Raw genomic sequence first — 16,968 nt, 5'->3', positions numbered from 1 at the left:
GAACGATGGACTTTGGATTTACCACGGCGGCCTATGTTGTGGCTGCGGTTCTCTTCATCCTTTCGCTGGGGGGACTTTCGGGCCAGGAAAGCGCGAAACGCGCGGTCTGGTACGGCATTGTTGGCATGGGGATCGCTATTCTGGCGACCCTGATCGGGCCGGGATCGGGTTTGTGGCTCGCGTCACTGGTGCTGATCGCCCTGGGCGGTGCTATCGGCTATCAGCTGGCCAGCAAGGTCGAGATGACCCAGATGCCGGAACTGGTTGCGGGCATGCATGCGCTGGTCGGTCTGGCGGCGGTCTTCGTGGGTTTTAACGCTCACGCAGAATTGGCCAATGTGCTGGCAATGGATGAGGCTGCCAAGAAAACGCTCGAAGGCTTCGCTGCTTTGCTTGCGAAGAAGGATAGCGTTGAAATCAACATCCTGCGGGTTGAGGCCGCACTGGGGATCTGGATCGGTGCGGTGACCTTCACGGGTTCGGTGATCGCCTATGGCAAGCTGTCCGGTCGGGTGACCTCTGCGGCGACCAAATTGCCCGGTGGCCATCTGCTGAATGCGGGTGCGGCGGCCCTGTCGGTCGTCTGCCTGATTTGGTACCTCGGTTCCGCATCGGTGCTGCCACTAATGATCCTGACGCTCGCGGCGCTGTTTATCGGCTATCACTTGATCATGGGCATTGGCGGCGCGGATATGCCGGTCGTTGTTTCAATGCTGAACAGCTATTCCGGCTGGGCGGCTGCGGCCATCGGCTTCTCCTTGGGCAATGACCTGCTGATTGTGGTTGGTGCGCTGGTGGGTTCGTCCGGGGCGATCCTGTCCTACATCATGTGTAAGGCGATGAACCGTTCGTTTGTCAGCGTCATCCTTGGTGGTTTTGGCGGCACATCCGGCCCGGCCATGGAGGTCGAGGGTGAACAGATCGCCATCGATGCCGATGGTGTGGCCGCGGCTTTGGACGATGCCGACAGTGTGATCATCATCCCGGGCTATGGTATGGCGGTGGCGCAGGCGCAGCAGAACGTCGCCGAGTTGACCCGCCGTCTGCGGGCCAAGGGCAAGACCGTGCGCTTTGCGATCCACCCGGTTGCGGGGCGTCTGCCGGGGCACATGAACGTGCTCTTGGCCGAGGCCAAAGTGCCCTATGACATCGTCATGGAAATGGATGAGATCAACGACGATTTCCCGGAAACCGATGTGGCGATTGTCATCGGCTCCAACGATATCGTCAATCCTGCGGCCCAAGAGGATCCGAATTCGCCTATCGCTGGTATGCCGGTTCTGGAGTGTTGGAAAGCCAAGCAGGTGTTTGTCTCCAAACGCGGGCAGGGCACGGGCTATTCCGGGATCGAAAATCCGCTGTTCTTCAAGGACAATACCCGGATGTTCTATGGTGATGCCAAGGCGAGCCTTGATACGCTGCTGACATTGATCAACTGACATTGATCAACTGACAACTGACGCGTTATGCGCCGGTCAGTCAGAGGGGGGCGCCAGATCAACTGGCGCCCTTTTTTTGGGGGGGCTGCTTTCGTGTCTTGGTTTGCTGTTTTGCGGGCGCGGGAAAATGCGCAAAACCGCGTGAAATTGGGGCAGGTGGCTTAGATCTTGTGCACGGGCGCCAATATTTTTCTGCAAAAAGCGCAAGACTGCCCAAGCTGCGTGCGTGAGGCGCAGATGTGCCGAAAGGCTGCTATCTGTTGAAAAATAGAGAAAAACTGCCTCTGTATACGGTTGTATCCCGGTAACCCATTGAAATAAAAGATTTCTTTACACGAGCGATTGCGCTTCTTAGTCTGCGCCAAATTCTGGAGACGCCGCAATGCCCCCGATCGAAGATCACCCACTGCGCTATCAACTGGTGAACGAGCTGCACGCGCGGCCGTTTCCCACGATGCAAAGCCCCTGCACAGTTGTCTATCTGGCGATCAAACAGCCCAGCGAAGCCGTGCATCGCGATCGCACCCAGGACATCCGTCATCTGATCGCGCTGTTGGACCGGCATGGGGCGGCGCACCCCAAACCCGGTGCCACCCATCACACCACACCGTTGGGGCGGCATACGCTGAAATGGGAACAGCACACCGAATTTGTGACCTACACGCTCTATACCGATGGGGTCAGCAGCCGGGCGTTTGATCCGACGGATTTCGATGTCTTCCCATCGGATTGGTTGGATACTGCGCCGGGGCAGAGGGTCACCTCGGTGATGGTGCGGGTCGTGCCGATGCCGGATCAGGAGGTGCTGCAGAGCTCGCTGAAGGAATGGTTTGTGCCTGAAAGCCTTGCGGTGTCGAAGGTGTTGGATGACAGCGCCATGATTGCCGGGGATTTCCGCATCGATTCTGCAGGCCACATGCGGTTTGCTGTTTTTGTCGCGGATGGCACAGGCAGCCAGCGCACGGGCCGCATTGTGCAGCGGATCGGCGAGATTGAAACCTACCGTGCGATGTCGATGCTGGGGTTTTCGCGCGCCCGTGGTCTGGCCCCGTCAATCGGCGCGTTGGATGCACATCTGAGCGAGATGATGGTGCAGATGACTGGCGCAACTGTGCCAGCAGAACAGACGTTGTCGCAATTGCTGACGGTTTCGGCAGAGTTGGAGGCGATGGCGGCCAGGGCCTCTTTCCGGTTTGGGGCAACGGGGGCCTATGACGCATTGGTCAACCAGCGTATCGCATTGTTGCGCGAAGACCGCCATGAGGGGTTCCAGACCTTTGCTGAATTCATGCTGCGCCGGTTCGAGCCCGCGATGAGGACTGTCAAATCCACCGAAGCTAGGATCGTCACCTTGGCGGATCGGGCACGGCGGGCGGGCGAATTGCTGCGAACGCGGGTGGATGTGGAACGCAGTGCGCAGAACCAGGCGCTGTTGGAGAGCATGGACCGGCGGGCAGATCTCGCTCTGCGGCTGCAGCACACGGTCGAAGGCTTGTCTGTTGTGGCCATCAGCTACTACGCAGTTTCGCTCGCGTCTTATGCGCTTTACCCGTTGACCGAGCTTTTGTCGCTGAGCAAAGGCGTGCTGACCGCAGCGCTGACCGTACCCGTCGTTCTGCTGGTGTGGTTCGCGGTGCGACAGGTGCGCAAACGGCTGCACTGACGCCGAACACGATTTGTACTGAGGTTGCTCCCACGCGCAGTCAAGGGCGGGCAACCGCAGCAAAAAGCCGACCCCAGAGAGGTCGGCTTTGGCTTTTTCCTAGTTCGCTTTGCGGCATCCGCGCAGCAGGGCGTCAGCGGCCGCGAATGCGGGGATCCAAGGCATCGCGCAGACCGTCGCCCAGGTAGTTCACTGACAACACCGTCAGCGAGATCAGGATACCGGGCCAGAGCACACGTTCCGGGAACAGCGTCATCCGGTCCACCGCGTCATTCAACAGGCGGCCCCAGGTCGGGAAGTCCGGCGGAAAGCCGAAGCCAAGGAACGATAGGGCCGATTCCGTGATGATTGCCGTTGCAATGCCCAGCGTGGCTGACACCATGATGGGGGACAACACATTGGGCAGGATGTGACGGCTGATGATCTTGCCGGGTTTGGTGCCGATGGATCGGGCTGCCAGGACAAATTCGCGTTCTTTGATAGCCAGAACATCACCGCGTACAATGCGCGCGGTCGGCATCCACGAGGTGATCCCGATCAGACAGACAATCAGCACGAAGACCCCGCCTTCTGGTCCAATCGATTTGGACAGGCTTTCGCGGAACAAAACGGCCGCAACCAGGATCATCGGCAGCAGGGGCAGGGCTAGGAACAGGTCTGTCAAACGCATCAACAGGCCGTCCAGCTTTTTGAAATAGCCCGACAGAACGCCGACCAGACTGCCCAGAAGCAGGGCCAGAACCATGGCCGCGATGCCAACTGCAAGCGACACGCGCCCGCCAAACATCAGCCGCGCCAGAGTGTCCCGCCCGAGGTTGTCAGTGCCCAGCGGGTAGGCCCAGTTCATCTTTGCCGAAGGATCCCAAAGCCCGTGATAAACCGGGCGCATGTCACGCAACTTAATGAAATCGCGACCGGTGGGCAGATATTGGGCATCGTTCCAATAGACCAGCGGACCAAAGATCACTCCGACGCAGATGAGCAGGAACAACATCCCGCCCGCCAATGCGCCGCGGTGCGATTTGAACTGGTCCCAGACATCCCGCCATTGGCTGCGGGTGGGGCGATCCGCTTCTTGCTGCGCGTTGGAATGCTGCAGCGGTTCTTGCTTTGCTGCGTCAGTCATAGCGGATCCTCGGGTCAAGAATGCCGTAGAGCACATCGGCAATCAGGTTGAACAGCACGATCAGTACCGCAAAGATAAAGGTCAGGGTTTGCACCATCGGCAAATCGTTGGCCTGGATGGCGCCGATCAGCAACTGGCCGATCCCATTCACCTTGAACACCTGTTCGGTGATGATCGCCCCGCCAAAGATGGAGGGGATGCCAAGCGCGATCACGGTCACCACTGGGATCATCGAATTGCGCAGCACATGCACCATGACTACGATGTATTCGCTCAGCCCTTTGGCGCGTGCGGTGCGCACATAGTCCTGGTTCAGGTTGTCGAGCATGGAGGCGCGCATAAAGCGGCTCAGCTGGGCGGTGATCTGCAGGGCCAGTACCATGACCGGCATGATCATCTGCTGCAGCTGCTTCACAAAGCTGTCCCAACTGTCCACCACCAGTGTGGTGTCATAGATCGATGGGAACCAACCGAGCTGGACCGAAAAGATCACAATGACCAAGACACCGGAGAAAAATGGCGGCACGGAAAACCCGACCATCGACACAAACGTGCCCATTTGGTCAAACCAGCTGTATTGCCGATAGGCCGAATAGATGCCGATGGGCAGCGCGATGAGAATGGCCACGACATAAGCGGTGCCAACCACCCACAGGGTCTGAGGCAGGCGCTGCACCACGATGTCCATGACAGGCGAACGGGTCTGCCAGGAAATCACCCGCAGGTCGCCCTCGGAGAACGTGGTACCAAAATAATGGTCAAGCAACACCTGTGGTTCAATCCAGAAGAACTGGACCAGCCATTTCCAGAAGCGGATGTGAACCGGTTCGCCAAGGCCAAGGGCCAGGCGCATCTTTTCTTTGACTTCTGGGGGAACGGTGAGCGGGACTTGGGCCATTGGGTCGCCGGGGGCGAGCTCCAACAGCAGAAAGATCACGAGGCTGATGAACAGCAGCGTTGGCACTGCGAGGATCAACCGTCGGATGGTAAAAGTGAGCATCAGCCGGGCGCCTTTGCAAAATAGAGGTCTTAAAGTCTCACGCCAGCCTATCCCACATGTTCGGGGAGAACGAAACCACTCGCCTTATTCGACGGCACCGGGGTGCAGCAGAAGGGAGGAGGTCTGTTCTGGCTGGAAGTCGCGAAAACCAGCGGGCCCCGGCACATGGTCCGGGGCCCCGTGGACGATGGGTCCGATTATTCTGCGCGATGCCAGTCAGCGATGTTCCACAGTTCGCTGTCCCACACGTTCAGATCGATGCCGCCAAGGGTGTTGGCGTGTGCGGACAGACGGCCGCGGTGCACCAGCGGGATCATGCCGCCTTTTTCAAACACGAGGGTGTTCAGCTTCTGACCGATTTCAACCCGCTTCGCCATGTCGGCTGTGCCGGACAGCTCTGCATGCAGTGCGTCGAACTCTTCATCACAGAAGCGGGAGATGTTCTCGCCCTGCCACTGGGTTGCAGGGGATGGCGCCTTGTCGCACAGGCCGTTGCCGAAATAGGACTGCGGATCGGTGCCGTTGAAGGTGTTGGCGTACATTTCCACATCGGCGTAGAACTTCTGGAAGGTGTCCGGGGAACCTGGGTCACCACCGAAGAACACGGATGCGTTGATGTTACGCAGTTCGGTTTCGATACCGATTTCGCTCCACCACTGTTTGATCAGCGCCTGGAAGTCCTGACGTACGGCGTTTGTGGAAGTCTGGTACAGAATCTTCAGCGGCACACCGTCTTTTTCGCGCACGCCATCACCATCGGTGTCGGTGATGCCTGCAGCATCCAGCATCGCATTGGCGCCAGCGATGTCCTGCACGTTGCAGCCCTCTGGGCTGATGGCATAGGCTTCAGGGGCAGGCACCCAGGAGCAGGTCACTTTACCGGCTTTGCCGTAGCCGATTTCAACCAGCAGTTCGCGGTCGATGGCCATGGACATCGCCTTGTATACGGCGGGGTCGGACAGGAACGGGTGCGGCCGCACGACAGAACGGTCGTCTGGGCCCAGATCCGGCGATGGGTTGGTGTTGTTCAGCATCAGGCGCTCAACCAGCGGACCAAAGCCCGCGACAGCTTTGCCTTTGCCAGCGGATTCCATCTGCGCAATCACATCGGGTGCCAGCTGCAGGTTCCAGGCGTAGTCGAATTCGCCGGTCTCAAGCACCGCACGGCCCGCAGCGGTTGCATCACCGCCGCCTTTGAACAGCACGCGGGAGAACGCAGGCTTGGAGGCGTCACGATACTGATCGTTCGCCACAAAGGTGATCACGTCATTTGGTTTGAATTCTTCGACAGCAAACGGGCCGGTGCCAATCGGGTTGAAGTTTGCTTCGGTGCATTCCGGCGCTTTGGCGCCCATGCATTCGGAAAACTGTGCCTTCTGCAGGATCGGGCTTTCGCCACCCACAAACGGGCCGTAGGGGAAGGGGGTTGGGGCGCCAAAGTTGACGACGACGGTGTGATCGTCGGGCGTATCGACGGAGGTGACACCTTCGAATTTGGTCACCTGGGCACAGCCACCTTCGGGGTGGGTGCAGTATTCATAGGTGAATTTCACGTCGGCAGAAGTGAAGTCAGAGCCATCAGACCACTTGATGCCCTTCTTGAGCTTCCAGGTGATCGAGGTCAGGTCTTCGGAGGCGCCGCCGTTTGCGGTGGTGGGAACTTCGTCAACCAGCCAGGCGACCAATTCGCCAGAGCTGTTGTAGCGGGCCAGAGGCTCAACCACCAAAGACGCGGATTCGACGTCTTTCGTACCGCCGGACAGGAACGGGTTCAAAATGGAGGGGGCTTGCCAATAAATGATGTTGACCTGGCCGTCAGATCCTCGTTCGGCAAAAGCGGCAGGCGCAAGCGCTGTTGTCGCAATCGCACCCATCAAAAGGGTCTTAATGTTCATAGTACACTCCTTGTCGGACACATCAGTGTCTTATCTTTAACGAATCTATTTTGATCCGCTGGTTGACCGCAGATTTGCGGACTGTGCTGATTGCAGGCGACTTGTCTGGCGGCCCATCGGAGTTCGAAATTCAAACCCACGTGAGATGGCCAAAAAACGTTTTGCTCTGCTGCACTGCAAGCATCGAATACAGAGTTCAAAAAAATTGCAAGTCTTGCGGGTGAGAAAAAAATCGGCTGGGCTTCCGGCAGCTTTGGCGTAAAGATGGCAAAAAATGTTACCGCCATCGTGGCAGGATCGACAAAAAAGGGGGGATCACTGTGCTGGACCAGCCAATCGCACAAATCAAAGGACTCCGCGTGGAGTTCCAAACAAAAGATGGGCCAGTTGTGGGGGTGCAGGATGTTTCATTTGATGTGAAACCGGGCGAAACCGTCTGCATTGTTGGCGAATCTGGTTCGGGCAAGTCGGTCTCCTCCCTGTCTTTGATGCGTTTGGTCGAATTCGGCGGCGGCGACATAACGTCAGGTCAACTTTTGTTCGATCGCCGCGATGGGTCCTCTGTTGATCTTGGGGATACCGATCAGAGCCTGATGAAACAGATCCGCGGCAATGAGATCGGCATGATCTTTCAGGAGCCGATGACGGCGCTGAACCCGGTGTTCACTGTTGGCCGCCAACTGACCGAAGGCCTGCGGATCCACAAAAACATGACGGCGGCTGAGGCGGAGACGCGCGCGCTGGAACTGCTGCGTCAGGTGCGCATCCCCGAGCCAGAGCGCCGTTTGAAACAATATCCGCATGAATTGTCCGGCGGGATGCGCCAGCGCGTCGTGATTGCCATGGCTCTGGCCTGTGAGCCGCGCTTGTTGATCGCAGATGAACCCACCACCGCGCTGGATGTGACGATCCAGGCGGAAATTCTGGCGCTGATGGATCGCCTGAAACGCGAAACCGGAACCGCAGTGATGTTCATCACCCATGACATGGCCGTGGTCGCGCAGATGGCGGACCGGGTTGTGGTGATGTACCGCGGCAACAAGGTCGAAGAGGGCACCGTTCAGGAGATCTTTGACGACCCGCAACATGATTACACCAAATCCCTGTTGGCGGCGGTGCCGAAATTGGGGGAAATGCAGGGGAAAGCCTACCCAGAGCCGATGAAGCTGATGGGGGTCGAGGATCAAAAGCTCGACCCGATCAAAGGCTCGGATGAGGTTATCCTTGATGTGAAGAACCTCACGACCCGTTTCCCGGTCAAAGGGGGGCTGCTGCGGCGCACGGTTGCCAACGTGCACGCGGTGGAGGATGTGTCCTTTCAGGTCTTCAAGGGGCAGACACTGTCGCTTGTCGGGGAATCTGGATGCGGTAAATCCTCTGCCGGGCGCTCCATCTTGCGGCTGGTGGAGCCGCAAAGTGGCACGATCACCTTTCAGGGGCAGGACATCCTGTCGCTGAACCAGAGCGCGCTGCACAAGGCCCGGCAAGATATGCAGATGATCTTCCAGGATCCTTTTGCCTCGCTCAATCCGCAGATGCAGCTGATGGATCAGGTCGCAGAACCCATGCTGAACTATGGTCTGGCCTCAGGCTCGGAGCTGCAAGACCGGGTGGCGAGCCTATTTGATAGGGTCCAATTGCCACGCAGCTTCATGCGGCGTTTCCCGCATGAAATGTCCGGTGGCCAGCGTCAGCGTATTGCCATCGCCCGTGCGCTTGCACTGAACCCGAAGCTGATCGTCGCGGATGAGGCGGTGTCGGCGCTGGATGTGTCGGTGCAGGCGCAGGTGCTGAACCTGATGATGGAGTTGCAATCCGAACTGGGACTGTCGTTCCTGTTCATCAGCCACGACATGGCGGTGGTGGAGCGCGTGTCCCATCAGGTGGGGGTGATGTATCTGGGCCGGATTGTCGAAATCGGACCCAGAGCGCGCGTGTTTGAAAACCCGCAGCACGCCTATACGCAGGCCTTGATGAAAGCGGTGCCAATCGCTGATCCCAATCAGCGAAAGTCAGAAAAAGATCTTAATTTTAAACCCATCCCGTCGCCCATTCATGATCTGAATTACAACCCCGAACCCTCCCAATATATGGAGGTCGCGCCGGGCCATTTGGTTTTGATGACGGACAGCGGGTATTGAAACAACGGATATTGAACATGGCCAAGCAACTCACTCCCTTAGAAATCATGACGGCGCTGGTGTCGTTTCCCACGGTCAGCCGGGACACCAATCTGCCGTTGATTGATTGGGTTCAGGATTATCTGGGCAGCCATGGGATCACCGCCCACCGCTCGGTGGACCCCGAGCAGCCGCACAAAGCGGCGTTGTTTGCCCATGTCGGCCCTGAGGTGGAGGGGGCTGTTGTCCTGTCCGGCCACACCGATGTGGTGCCAGTGGATGGCCAGCCCTGGGATAGCGATCCCTTCACGGTCGTAGAGCGGGATGGAAAATACTTTGGCCGCGGCACCTGCGATATGAAGGGCTTTGACGCGCTCGCGGTTTGGGCACTGGTCGCCGGGCATTATCGCGGGCTGCGCCGTCCGTTGCAGCTCGCGCTCAGCTTCGACGAGGAAGTCGGCTGCACTGGCGCCCCGCCGATGATTGAGGCAATGCAGAAAATCCTGCCCAAGGGCTCCTGCGTCATTGTTGGGGAACCCTCAACCATGGAGGCCGTCACCGGGCACAAAGGCAGTGTTGGCTTTGATACACATGTTGTTGGGTTCGAGGTCCACAGTTCGCTCCAGCCAACCGGTGTCAGCGCGATCATGGAAGGGGCGCGTCTGGTCGATTGGGCCAATCAGCGCAACAGCGAGAACGCCGCACAGACCCCCAACGAGGTTGCAGCGCGCTTTGAGCCGCCATTCACCACCTGCCACGTGGGGATGATCGAAGGTGGAACCGCCCACAACATCACTGCAAAAGACTGCAAATTCATGATGGATTTCCGTCTGGTGCCCGGCGAAACCGCGGATCAGTGGCAACAGGCCTATTTCGCCCGTGTCCGCGAAGTCGAGGCAGAGATGAAAAAAATCCGCCCCGAGACACGCATCGATGTGCACAGGGATTTCTATGTGCCGCCGCTGGTCCCTGAAACCGATGGCGAGGCGGAAAGTCTGGTACGCTCGATCACCGGCGACAACGCCAATCACACGGTAAGCTACGGCACCGAAGCCGGGCAATTTCAGGAGGCCGGGTATTCCGCCGTGATCTGTGGCCCCGGCGATATCGCGCAGGCCCATCAGCCGAACGAGTTTATCGAGGTCGCACAGTTCAATGCGGGACAGCGGTTCTTGCAGGATCTATTGGACCGGCTGGCCTGAGCGGTTCCGCCCTACCGCATAGTATTTCGACGCGACGGCATTTTTGCCGTCGCTTGATAAAACACATGAATTGACGGACGGTGGCGCATGTTTACGTTAGCGCTGCCACTAAGGTCGATCAGCCACCCGGATGGAGCCGTGTTTGGCTGGCAGCGCCAATGGCCCCGTTTTTGATGTCCAGGGGTGAGTTGGTTCAAATGGGTTCACTCACGGCCGGATAGGGTTAGACGAGGAAAGAGAGACTATGCCGATCAAAAACCGTCTCGCCGACATGCATGGCGAAATCACCGCTTGGCGCCATCATCTGCATCAGCACCCTGAACTGATGTATGATGTGCATGAAACCGCCGCTTTCGTCGTGGAAAAACTGCGCGGGTTTGGGATCACCGACATTACAACGGGCATCGGGCGCACAGGTGTGGTGGCGGTGATTGACGGAAAAACCAATACATCTGGTCGGGTGATTGGCCTGCGCGCTGATATGGATGCGCTGCCGATCACCGAAGCCACGGGGCTTGAATATGCCTCTACCAAACCGGGACTGATGCATGCCTGTGGCCATGACGGGCATACCTCAATCCTGATGGGCACCGCCAAATATCTGGCCGAGACGCGCAATTTTGACGGCCGCGTTGTGCTGATTTTTCAGCCCGCCGAAGAAGGCGGCGCCGGTGGTCTTGCGATGTGTCAGGATGGTCTGATGGATCGTTGGAACATTCAGGAGGTTTACGGGCTGCACAATGCGCCGGGCATTCCGGTTGGCAGCTTTGCCATCCGTCCGGGACCTTTGCTGGCGTCCTCGGATGAGTTTGAAATCACCGTGACGGGCGTTGGCGGTCACGCTGCCACGCCGCATGAGGCGGTTGATACCACTTTGGTGGCGGCACAAATCGTCGTCTCGCTGCAATCGGTGGTGGCGCGCAACGTGGATCCATTGAAATCCGTGGTGCTGACCGTTGGAACGTTTGAAACCGACAGCACGGCCTCCAACGTCATTGCCCATACCGCCCGGCTGCAGGGCACCGTGCGCACGCTGGCCTCCGAATGGCGCAGCAAGGCCGAAGAGCGCGTGCGCCGCATCGCGCAGGATATCGCAACAGCCTATGGCGCGCAGGCAGAGGTGGTCTGGACACCGGGCTATCCCGTGACGGTGAATTCCGAGGCGCAGACGGCCTATGCGGCGGAGGCCGCGCGCGCGGTGTCCGCCAATGTAGATGATGCCACCGATCCCATCATGCCATCCGAAGATTTCGCCTACATGCTGGAAGAACGCCCCGGCGCCTATATCTTTCTGGGAAATGGAGATACTGCGATGTGTCATCATCCCGCGTATGTGTTTGACGATGATGCCATCCCGCTCGGCTGTAGCTGGTTTGCTGAATTGGTCGAACGACGTATGCCCCCAAGCTGAGGACCCCGATGCCCGTCAAAAACCGCTTTGCAGATATGCACGCAGAAATCACCGCCTGGCGACACGACATTCATGAGAACCCGGAAATCCTGTATGAGACCCACCGCACCTCTGCGCTGGTGAAGGACAAGCTGGCTGAATTCGGCTGCGATGAAATCGTGACAGGCCTGGGCCGCACGGGTGTTGTGGGTGTGATCCGGGGCCGGGCGGATACGCAGGGGCGCTGCATCGGGCTGCGCGCAGATATGGATGCGCTGCCGATGCAGGAACAGACCGGGCTGGCCCATGCCTCGAAAATACCGGGTGCCATGCACGGCTGCGGCCATGACGGGCATACCGCGATGCTGTTGGGGGCAGCCAAATACCTCGCTGAAACGCGGAATTTTGACGGCACCGCTGTGGTGATCTTTCAACCGGCCGAAGAGGGCGGCAATGGCGCCGAAGCCATGGTGAAAGACGGGCTGATGGACCGTTTCGCCATCGACGAAGTCTACGCGATCCACAACACGCCCGGCCTGCCCACAGGTGCTTTTGCCATCCGCTCGGGCGCTTTGCTGGCGTCGGTGGATGAATTTGTCATTCGCCTTCAGGGGCGGGGCGGGCATGCGGCCAAACCCAATGAGACCGCAGACACCACGGTGATGATGTGCCAGCTGATCTGTGCCTTGCAGACTGTCGTGGCGCGCAATGTCGACCCTGTGATGCAAGGCGTGCTGACCGTCACATCAGCTGAAACCGCGTCGCACGCTTGTAACGTGATTGCGGACGCAGCTGAGCTGCGTGGCACCATCCGCACCCATTCCCGCGAGGTGCGCGCGCTGATCCCCGAGCGGCTGCGTGCCATCACCGCCGGGATCGCGGCGACGTTTGACTGCACCGCTGAGGTGGAGTTTGTGAACGGTGTGCCCGTTACCATCAATGATGCCACTGCGACCGAACACGCGCGCGCGGCAGCGGATGTTGTGTCGGGCGGCTGCACAGAGATGCCATTGTCGATGGGCGGGGAGGACTTTTCCTTCATGTTGGATGAACGCCCCGGCGCGATGATCCGGCTTGGCAATGGCGACAGCCACGGGCTGCACCACCCAAAATACGACTTCAACGATGAGGCCATCCCGGCCGGGTGCAGCTGGTTCGTCACGATGGTGGAGCAGCTGCTGCCGTTGGAATGAACACAACAGACGCAGGCCCATCCTGATGGGCCTGTGTAAGACATTTGAACCGCGCAGCCGACCGTCCGTGCCAGGATTTGCTGGTGCCGATACGGCCATCACAAAAGACGCGGCCATCACAAAAACGGTCGCCAGACAAACGGTGACCACACAAAACGGCCAGCAAAAGCGGCCTGCGCAATAAAGACCAATGCCAACACTGCCTGTGCAGAAAGGACCAGATTATGCCCGTAAAAAACCGATTTGCAGAAATGCAGGACGAAATCACCGCTTGGCGTCGTGATATCCACCAGCATCCTGAAATCCTGTTTGACACCCATCGCACCTCTGCGCTGGTTGCGGAAAAGCTCGAGGCGTTCGGTTGTGACGAGATCGCAACCGGGATTGGCCGCACCGGTGTTGTTGGCGTGATCAAGGGCAAGTCTGACACATCGGGTAAGGTCATTGGCCTGCGCGCTGACATGGATGCGCTGCCGATCCATGAACAGACGGGGTTGGAGTATGCGTCCAAAACCGATGGCGCGATGCATGCCTGTGGCCATGACGGGCACACTGCGATGCTGCTTGGTGCGGCGAAATACCTGGCTGAGACCCGCAATTTCGATGGCACTGTTGTCGTGATCTTTCAGCCCGCCGAAGAGGGCGGTGGCGGCGGTCGCGAGATGTGCGAAGACGGTATGATGGCGCGCTGGAACATCCAGGAGGTCTATGGCATGCACAACTGGCCTGGGCGTCCAGTCGGATCCTTTGCTATTCGCACCGGTGCTTTCTTTGCTGCCACCGATCAGTTCGACATCACATTCGAGGGGCGCGGCGGCCATGCGGCCAAACCGCATGAAACCATCGACACCACCGTGATGTCGGCGCAGGCCGTGCTGGCACTGCAATCCATTGCGGCGCGCAACGCGGACCCCATCGATCAGATCGTGGTCTCGGTGACCTCCTTCGCCACCTCCTCCAACGCGTTCAATGTCATCCCACAAAGCGTTGACCTGAAGGGGACTGTCCGCACCATGGACCCTGCGGTGCGCGATCTGGCGGAGCGGCGGATCAAGGAGATCTGTAGCGGTATCGCCGCAACCTTTGGCGGGACAGTCAACGTGCGCTACCACCGCGGCTATCCGGTGATGGTGAACCACGACGAGCAGACCGAATTTGCCGCCAAAGTGGCCGCAGACATCGCTGGATCCTGCGAGGAAGCCCCTTTGGTCATGGGCGGCGAGGATTTCGCCTTCATGCTGGAGGAACGGCCCGGCGCGTATATCCTGGTGGGCAATGGCGACACCGCTGCGGTGCATCATCCGGAGTATAACTTCACCGATGATGCCATTCCTGCGGGATGCAGCTGGTGGGCGGAAATCGTCGAACAGCGGATGCCAGCAGCCTGATCAGGGTAGGTTTACCTGTTGATTGACACGTGATGTCCGCCCCGCATGGTCGGGGCGGGCTTGATCCCAGGGCGCTTTGTTATCTGCCGGTGGCGATTTGTGATCCGGCAATGCCAGGCATTACCCCGCGGACCAAAGCGCCTCATAGACTGCATTGATGCCATCGGCCTCCGTGCGTGCACTAAAGCTGTGGATCGCCACGTCGCGGGCCCGCGCGGCCATCTCGGCGTAGCGCTCGGGTGACTGAAGGATGGCCTCTGCGGCCTCGACCGCGGGCGCAACCGCCCCAAGGGGCACCACCTGGCCCACCGTGCCTTGTGCCGAGAACGACGTGTAATACCCTGCATCAGTGCCCACAAAAGGCACGCCACTGGCCAGCCCTTCGAGCGGGGCCATGCCATAGCCTTCGTACCGTGGCAGCTGCATCACCAGTGACAGGGACCGCATGATGCGTGGCAGATTGGTGGCCGGAATTTCACCAGGAAACAGGATGCGCTCTGTCAGCCCTGCGGCGGCGATCGTCGCCCGCAGACCTTTCAGAAACCCCTGATGTTCACGCGCCGCTTTGCCCAGAACCAGAGCGATTGCGCCGGGGTGACTGGGCAGCAGGCGCACCATGGCCTCGACAAATTGATCGGTGCCTTTTTCCGGGCGGATGCGGCCGACGGTGGCAATGCCAAATGTGCCACCATACCCCAGAGCAGCCCAGGCGGTTTCGCGGTTGTCCGCGGGTTTGAACAGATCAGTGTCGACGCCATGTGGCACCACTGCGCGCACATGGGGGACATAGGTCGCGGCGGCCTCTGTGGTGGCGATCACCGCATCCATGCGGGAGATCAACCAACGCGGAAAGGCCGAGTGGCGACGCTGCGCTGCGGATGTGAACACGATTTTGATTGGCAGGCGTAACACATCCCGTGCCCAGAGGGCGGCGCGCATTTCGGTGTTGCGTCGCACATGCCAGATCGCAAAGGGACGGTCGGATGAGTGCACGCGGGATTGGGTCCGCGCCATCGCTACAGTGATCGGCTCCAGACAGCCGGGCAGGCCACGCCCCACCAGCGCCATATCGTGTTGGCCCATCTGCTGGCGCACCACATTGGCCGCGGTGGCCGAGACCCCGGTGAAGTTGCGATTGAAGTTGGTAACAAAGAGGTCTGGCATAATTTCGCAGGTTAGTTTTCTGGTCGGGCGACATCAGCCGCGCCAAGAGACAGCCGGTCGATCAGCAAATCCACCACGCCGTCCAAAGCAGCGGCCTGCCGGGTCACCACATCCGCAGCCGCGGCACGGGCCTGGTCGAGAGCGTGGGGATCACCCAGCCAATGACGTACTGCCGCGCCGAGGGTGGCGCTGTCGGTGACTTCGACCGCGCCGCCTGCATCGATCAGCGGCGGAAAAGTCTCCATGAAGTTGGTATAGCCCGGCCCCGTGATCACCGCAGCACCCGCCTGCGCAACCTCGAACGGATTGTGGCCGCCAATCGGGGCCAGGGATCCACCCAGAAACACAATGGGCGAAAGCGCATACCAACTGCCCAATTCGCCCAGCGTGTCAGCCAGATAGATCTGTGTTCGTGATGTCAGCGGCTCGGCGCGGCTGCGCTGCGCAACGGTCAGCTCCGCCGCACGGATCAGGTCGGATATCTCATCGGCCCGCTCTGGGTGCCGTGGCGCCAGCACAAGGCAGAGCTGCGGGTTCTCTGCCAGCAGGGCCTTATGGGCGGCCAAAACGGTCTCTTCTTCGCCCCGATGGGTCGAACTGGCCACCCATACGGGCCGTCCCGCAAGATCATCGCGCAGATCTGTCAGCAGGCTCTCATCCACGGGCAGTGGCGCGGACCCGGCCTTCAGATTGCCGCTGGGATGAACCGCAGCTGCATCAGCGCCCAGATCGATCAACGCATCTCGCATCTGGGCATTTTGGCTCAGCAGCAGATCAAACTGCTGCATCATGAAGGACGCGGTGGCAGGCTTTGATGCCCACCGTTTGATGGAGCTTTGCGACAGGCGGGCGTTGACCAAGGCCAATTTGACACCAGCATGTCGCGCCGCTTGCAAGGTAACGGGCCAGAGTTCGCTTTCGACAAACAGTGCGGCATCCGGGCGCCAATGGCTCAGAAAACGGCGCACCGCTGCGCTGCTATCAAGCGGCGCAAACTGGTGACGGCAGTGCGACGGCATGCGGCGCTCCAGCATCTGGGCTGATGTCGCCGTGCCAGATGTCAGCAGAAACTCTGCCGCGGGCAGCCGTAGTGTCAGTTTTTCGACCAGGTTCAGACCTGCCATGCTTTCGCCGACCGAGGCCCCGTGGATCCAGATCAGCGGGGCTGCTTTGTCGGTTGATGCTGTATCAGCTGCTGACGCGCTCTGGGGCGATGTCTGCGGGCGCGGCAATGTGGCAAACCCCAGCCGTTCGCGCTGGCGCTGATCTGGCACCCCCTGATCCGCCAGTTTGGCGGCCACTTTGCGATAGGCCAAAGGCGCAATCAGAGAGGTCGCCGCACGGTAGATGTGAAACAGCGCCGTCGGGTCATGGGAGGCGGGGGTCAT

Annotated in this window: 12 protein-coding genes; 7 read left to right on the top strand and 5 right to left on the bottom strand. The window is 59.6% G+C overall.

The window, feature by feature from the left end:
* Positions 1–5: 5 nt before the first annotated feature.
* Both Q0C28_RS03265 and Q0C28_RS03260 read left to right on the top strand, forming a co-directional pair.
* The gene (locus tag Q0C28_RS03265; RefSeq protein ID WP_293573216.1) at positions 6–1,439 is read left to right on the top strand and encodes an NAD(P)(+) transhydrogenase (Re/Si-specific) subunit beta; all 1,434 of its coding nucleotides are present in this window, start codon (positions 6–8) and stop codon (positions 1,437–1,439) included.
* 382 nt (positions 1,440–1,821) lie between these two features.
* Complete coding sequence (locus Q0C28_RS03260) at positions 1,822–3,102, top strand: DUF3422 family protein (protein WP_293573215.1); 1,281 nt, start codon at positions 1,822–1,824, stop codon at positions 3,100–3,102.
* Positions 3,103–3,235: 133 nt separating this feature from the next.
* Here the strand turns inward: Q0C28_RS03260 and Q0C28_RS03255 are convergent, their stop codons facing one another.
* The 3 genes from Q0C28_RS03255 to Q0C28_RS03245 all read right to left on the bottom strand — a co-directional run bounded on the left by Q0C28_RS03255 (position 3,236) and on the right by Q0C28_RS03245 (position 7,123).
* Positions 3,236–4,228 (bottom strand): ABC transporter permease, encoded by a 993-nt coding sequence (locus Q0C28_RS03255; RefSeq protein ID WP_293573214.1) that lies wholly within the window; start codon positions 4,226–4,228, stop codon positions 3,236–3,238.
* Entirely contained in the window at positions 4,221–5,228 is a 1,008-nt protein-coding gene (locus Q0C28_RS03250) for an ABC transporter permease (RefSeq protein WP_293573213.1), read from the bottom strand. Before Q0C28_RS03250 ends, Q0C28_RS03255 begins: the two co-directional genes overlap by 8 nt.
* A 197-nt stretch (positions 5,229–5,425) precedes the next feature.
* A complete protein-coding gene (locus Q0C28_RS03245) occupies positions 5,426–7,123 on the bottom strand; it encodes a peptide ABC transporter substrate-binding protein (protein ID WP_293573212.1) in 1,698 nt (565 codons plus the stop codon).
* A gap of 320 nt (positions 7,124–7,443) precedes the next feature.
* Here Q0C28_RS03245 and Q0C28_RS03240 point away from each other — a divergent pair, with 320 nt between their 5' ends.
* The 5 genes from Q0C28_RS03240 (at position 7,444) to Q0C28_RS03220 (ending at position 14,416) form a co-directional block, all read left to right on the top strand.
* Entirely contained in the window at positions 7,444–9,264 is a 1,821-nt protein-coding gene (locus Q0C28_RS03240; RefSeq protein ID WP_293573211.1) for an ABC transporter ATP-binding protein, read from the top strand.
* Positions 9,265–9,281: 17 nt separating this feature from the next.
* Positions 9,282–10,445: an acetylornithine deacetylase gene (gene argE / locus Q0C28_RS03235; RefSeq protein WP_293573210.1), complete on the top strand. Its 1,164-nt coding sequence runs from the start codon at positions 9,282–9,284 to the stop codon at positions 10,443–10,445.
* Between the two features lie 244 nt (positions 10,446–10,689).
* Positions 10,690–11,856 (top strand): M20 aminoacylase family protein, encoded by a 1,167-nt coding sequence (locus Q0C28_RS03230; RefSeq protein WP_293573209.1) that lies wholly within the window; start codon positions 10,690–10,692, stop codon positions 11,854–11,856.
* An 8-nt stretch (positions 11,857–11,864) separates the two neighbouring features.
* Entirely contained in the window at positions 11,865–13,028 is a 1,164-nt protein-coding gene (locus tag Q0C28_RS03225) for a M20 aminoacylase family protein (protein ID WP_293573208.1), read from the top strand.
* Positions 13,029–13,252: 224 nt separating this feature from the next.
* Positions 13,253–14,416: a M20 aminoacylase family protein gene (locus Q0C28_RS03220; protein ID WP_293573207.1), complete on the top strand. Its 1,164-nt coding sequence runs from the start codon at positions 13,253–13,255 to the stop codon at positions 14,414–14,416.
* Between the two features lie 120 nt (positions 14,417–14,536).
* On the opposite strand, the gene Q0C28_RS03215 is transcribed toward Q0C28_RS03220, so the two are convergent.
* Both Q0C28_RS03215 and Q0C28_RS03210 read right to left on the bottom strand, forming a co-directional pair.
* Positions 14,537–15,580, bottom strand: a complete 1,044-nt coding sequence (locus tag Q0C28_RS03215) for a glycosyltransferase family 4 protein (protein WP_293573206.1) — start codon at positions 15,578–15,580, stop codon at positions 14,537–14,539.
* Between the two features lie 11 nt (positions 15,581–15,591).
* A complete protein-coding gene (locus tag Q0C28_RS03210) occupies positions 15,592–16,968 on the bottom strand; it encodes a 3-deoxy-D-manno-octulosonic acid transferase (RefSeq protein ID WP_293573205.1) in 1,377 nt (458 codons plus the stop codon).

The sequence above is a fragment of the Phaeobacter sp. genome, assembly GCF_022825805.1.
Lineage (GTDB): Bacteria > Pseudomonadota > Alphaproteobacteria > Rhodobacterales > Rhodobacteraceae > Phaeobacter.
The sequence above is the reverse complement of the archived record's forward strand: the minus strand, read 5'-3'. Positions and strand labels throughout refer to the sequence as shown.

Coding starts and splice junctions, on each gene's coding strand:
- Q0C28_RS03265 (WP_293573216.1), top strand. CDS start 6: ATGGACTTTGGATTTACCACGGCGGCCTATGTTGTGGCTGCGGTTCTC.
- Q0C28_RS03260 (WP_293573215.1), top strand. CDS start 1,822: ATGCCCCCGATCGAAGATCACCCACTGCGCTATCAACTGGTGAACGAG.
- Q0C28_RS03255 (WP_293573214.1), bottom strand. CDS start 4,228: ATGACTGACGCAGCAAAGCAAGAACCGCTGCAGCATTCCAACGCGCAG.
- Q0C28_RS03250 (WP_293573213.1), bottom strand. CDS start 5,228: ATGCTCACTTTTACCATCCGACGGTTGATCCTCGCAGTGCCAACGCTG.
- Q0C28_RS03245 (WP_293573212.1), bottom strand. CDS start 7,123: ATGAACATTAAGACCCTTTTGATGGGTGCGATTGCGACAACAGCGCTT.
- argE (WP_293573210.1), top strand. CDS start 9,282: ATGGCCAAGCAACTCACTCCCTTAGAAATCATGACGGCGCTGGTGTCG.
- Q0C28_RS03230 (WP_293573209.1), top strand. CDS start 10,690: ATGCCGATCAAAAACCGTCTCGCCGACATGCATGGCGAAATCACCGCT.
- Q0C28_RS03225 (WP_293573208.1), top strand. CDS start 11,865: ATGCCCGTCAAAAACCGCTTTGCAGATATGCACGCAGAAATCACCGCC.
- Q0C28_RS03220 (WP_293573207.1), top strand. CDS start 13,253: ATGCCCGTAAAAAACCGATTTGCAGAAATGCAGGACGAAATCACCGCT.
- Q0C28_RS03215 (WP_293573206.1), bottom strand. CDS start 15,580: ATGCCAGACCTCTTTGTTACCAACTTCAATCGCAACTTCACCGGGGTC.
- Q0C28_RS03210 (WP_293573205.1), bottom strand. CDS start 16,968: ATGACCCCCGCCTCCCATGACCCGACGGCGCTGTTTCACATCTACCGT.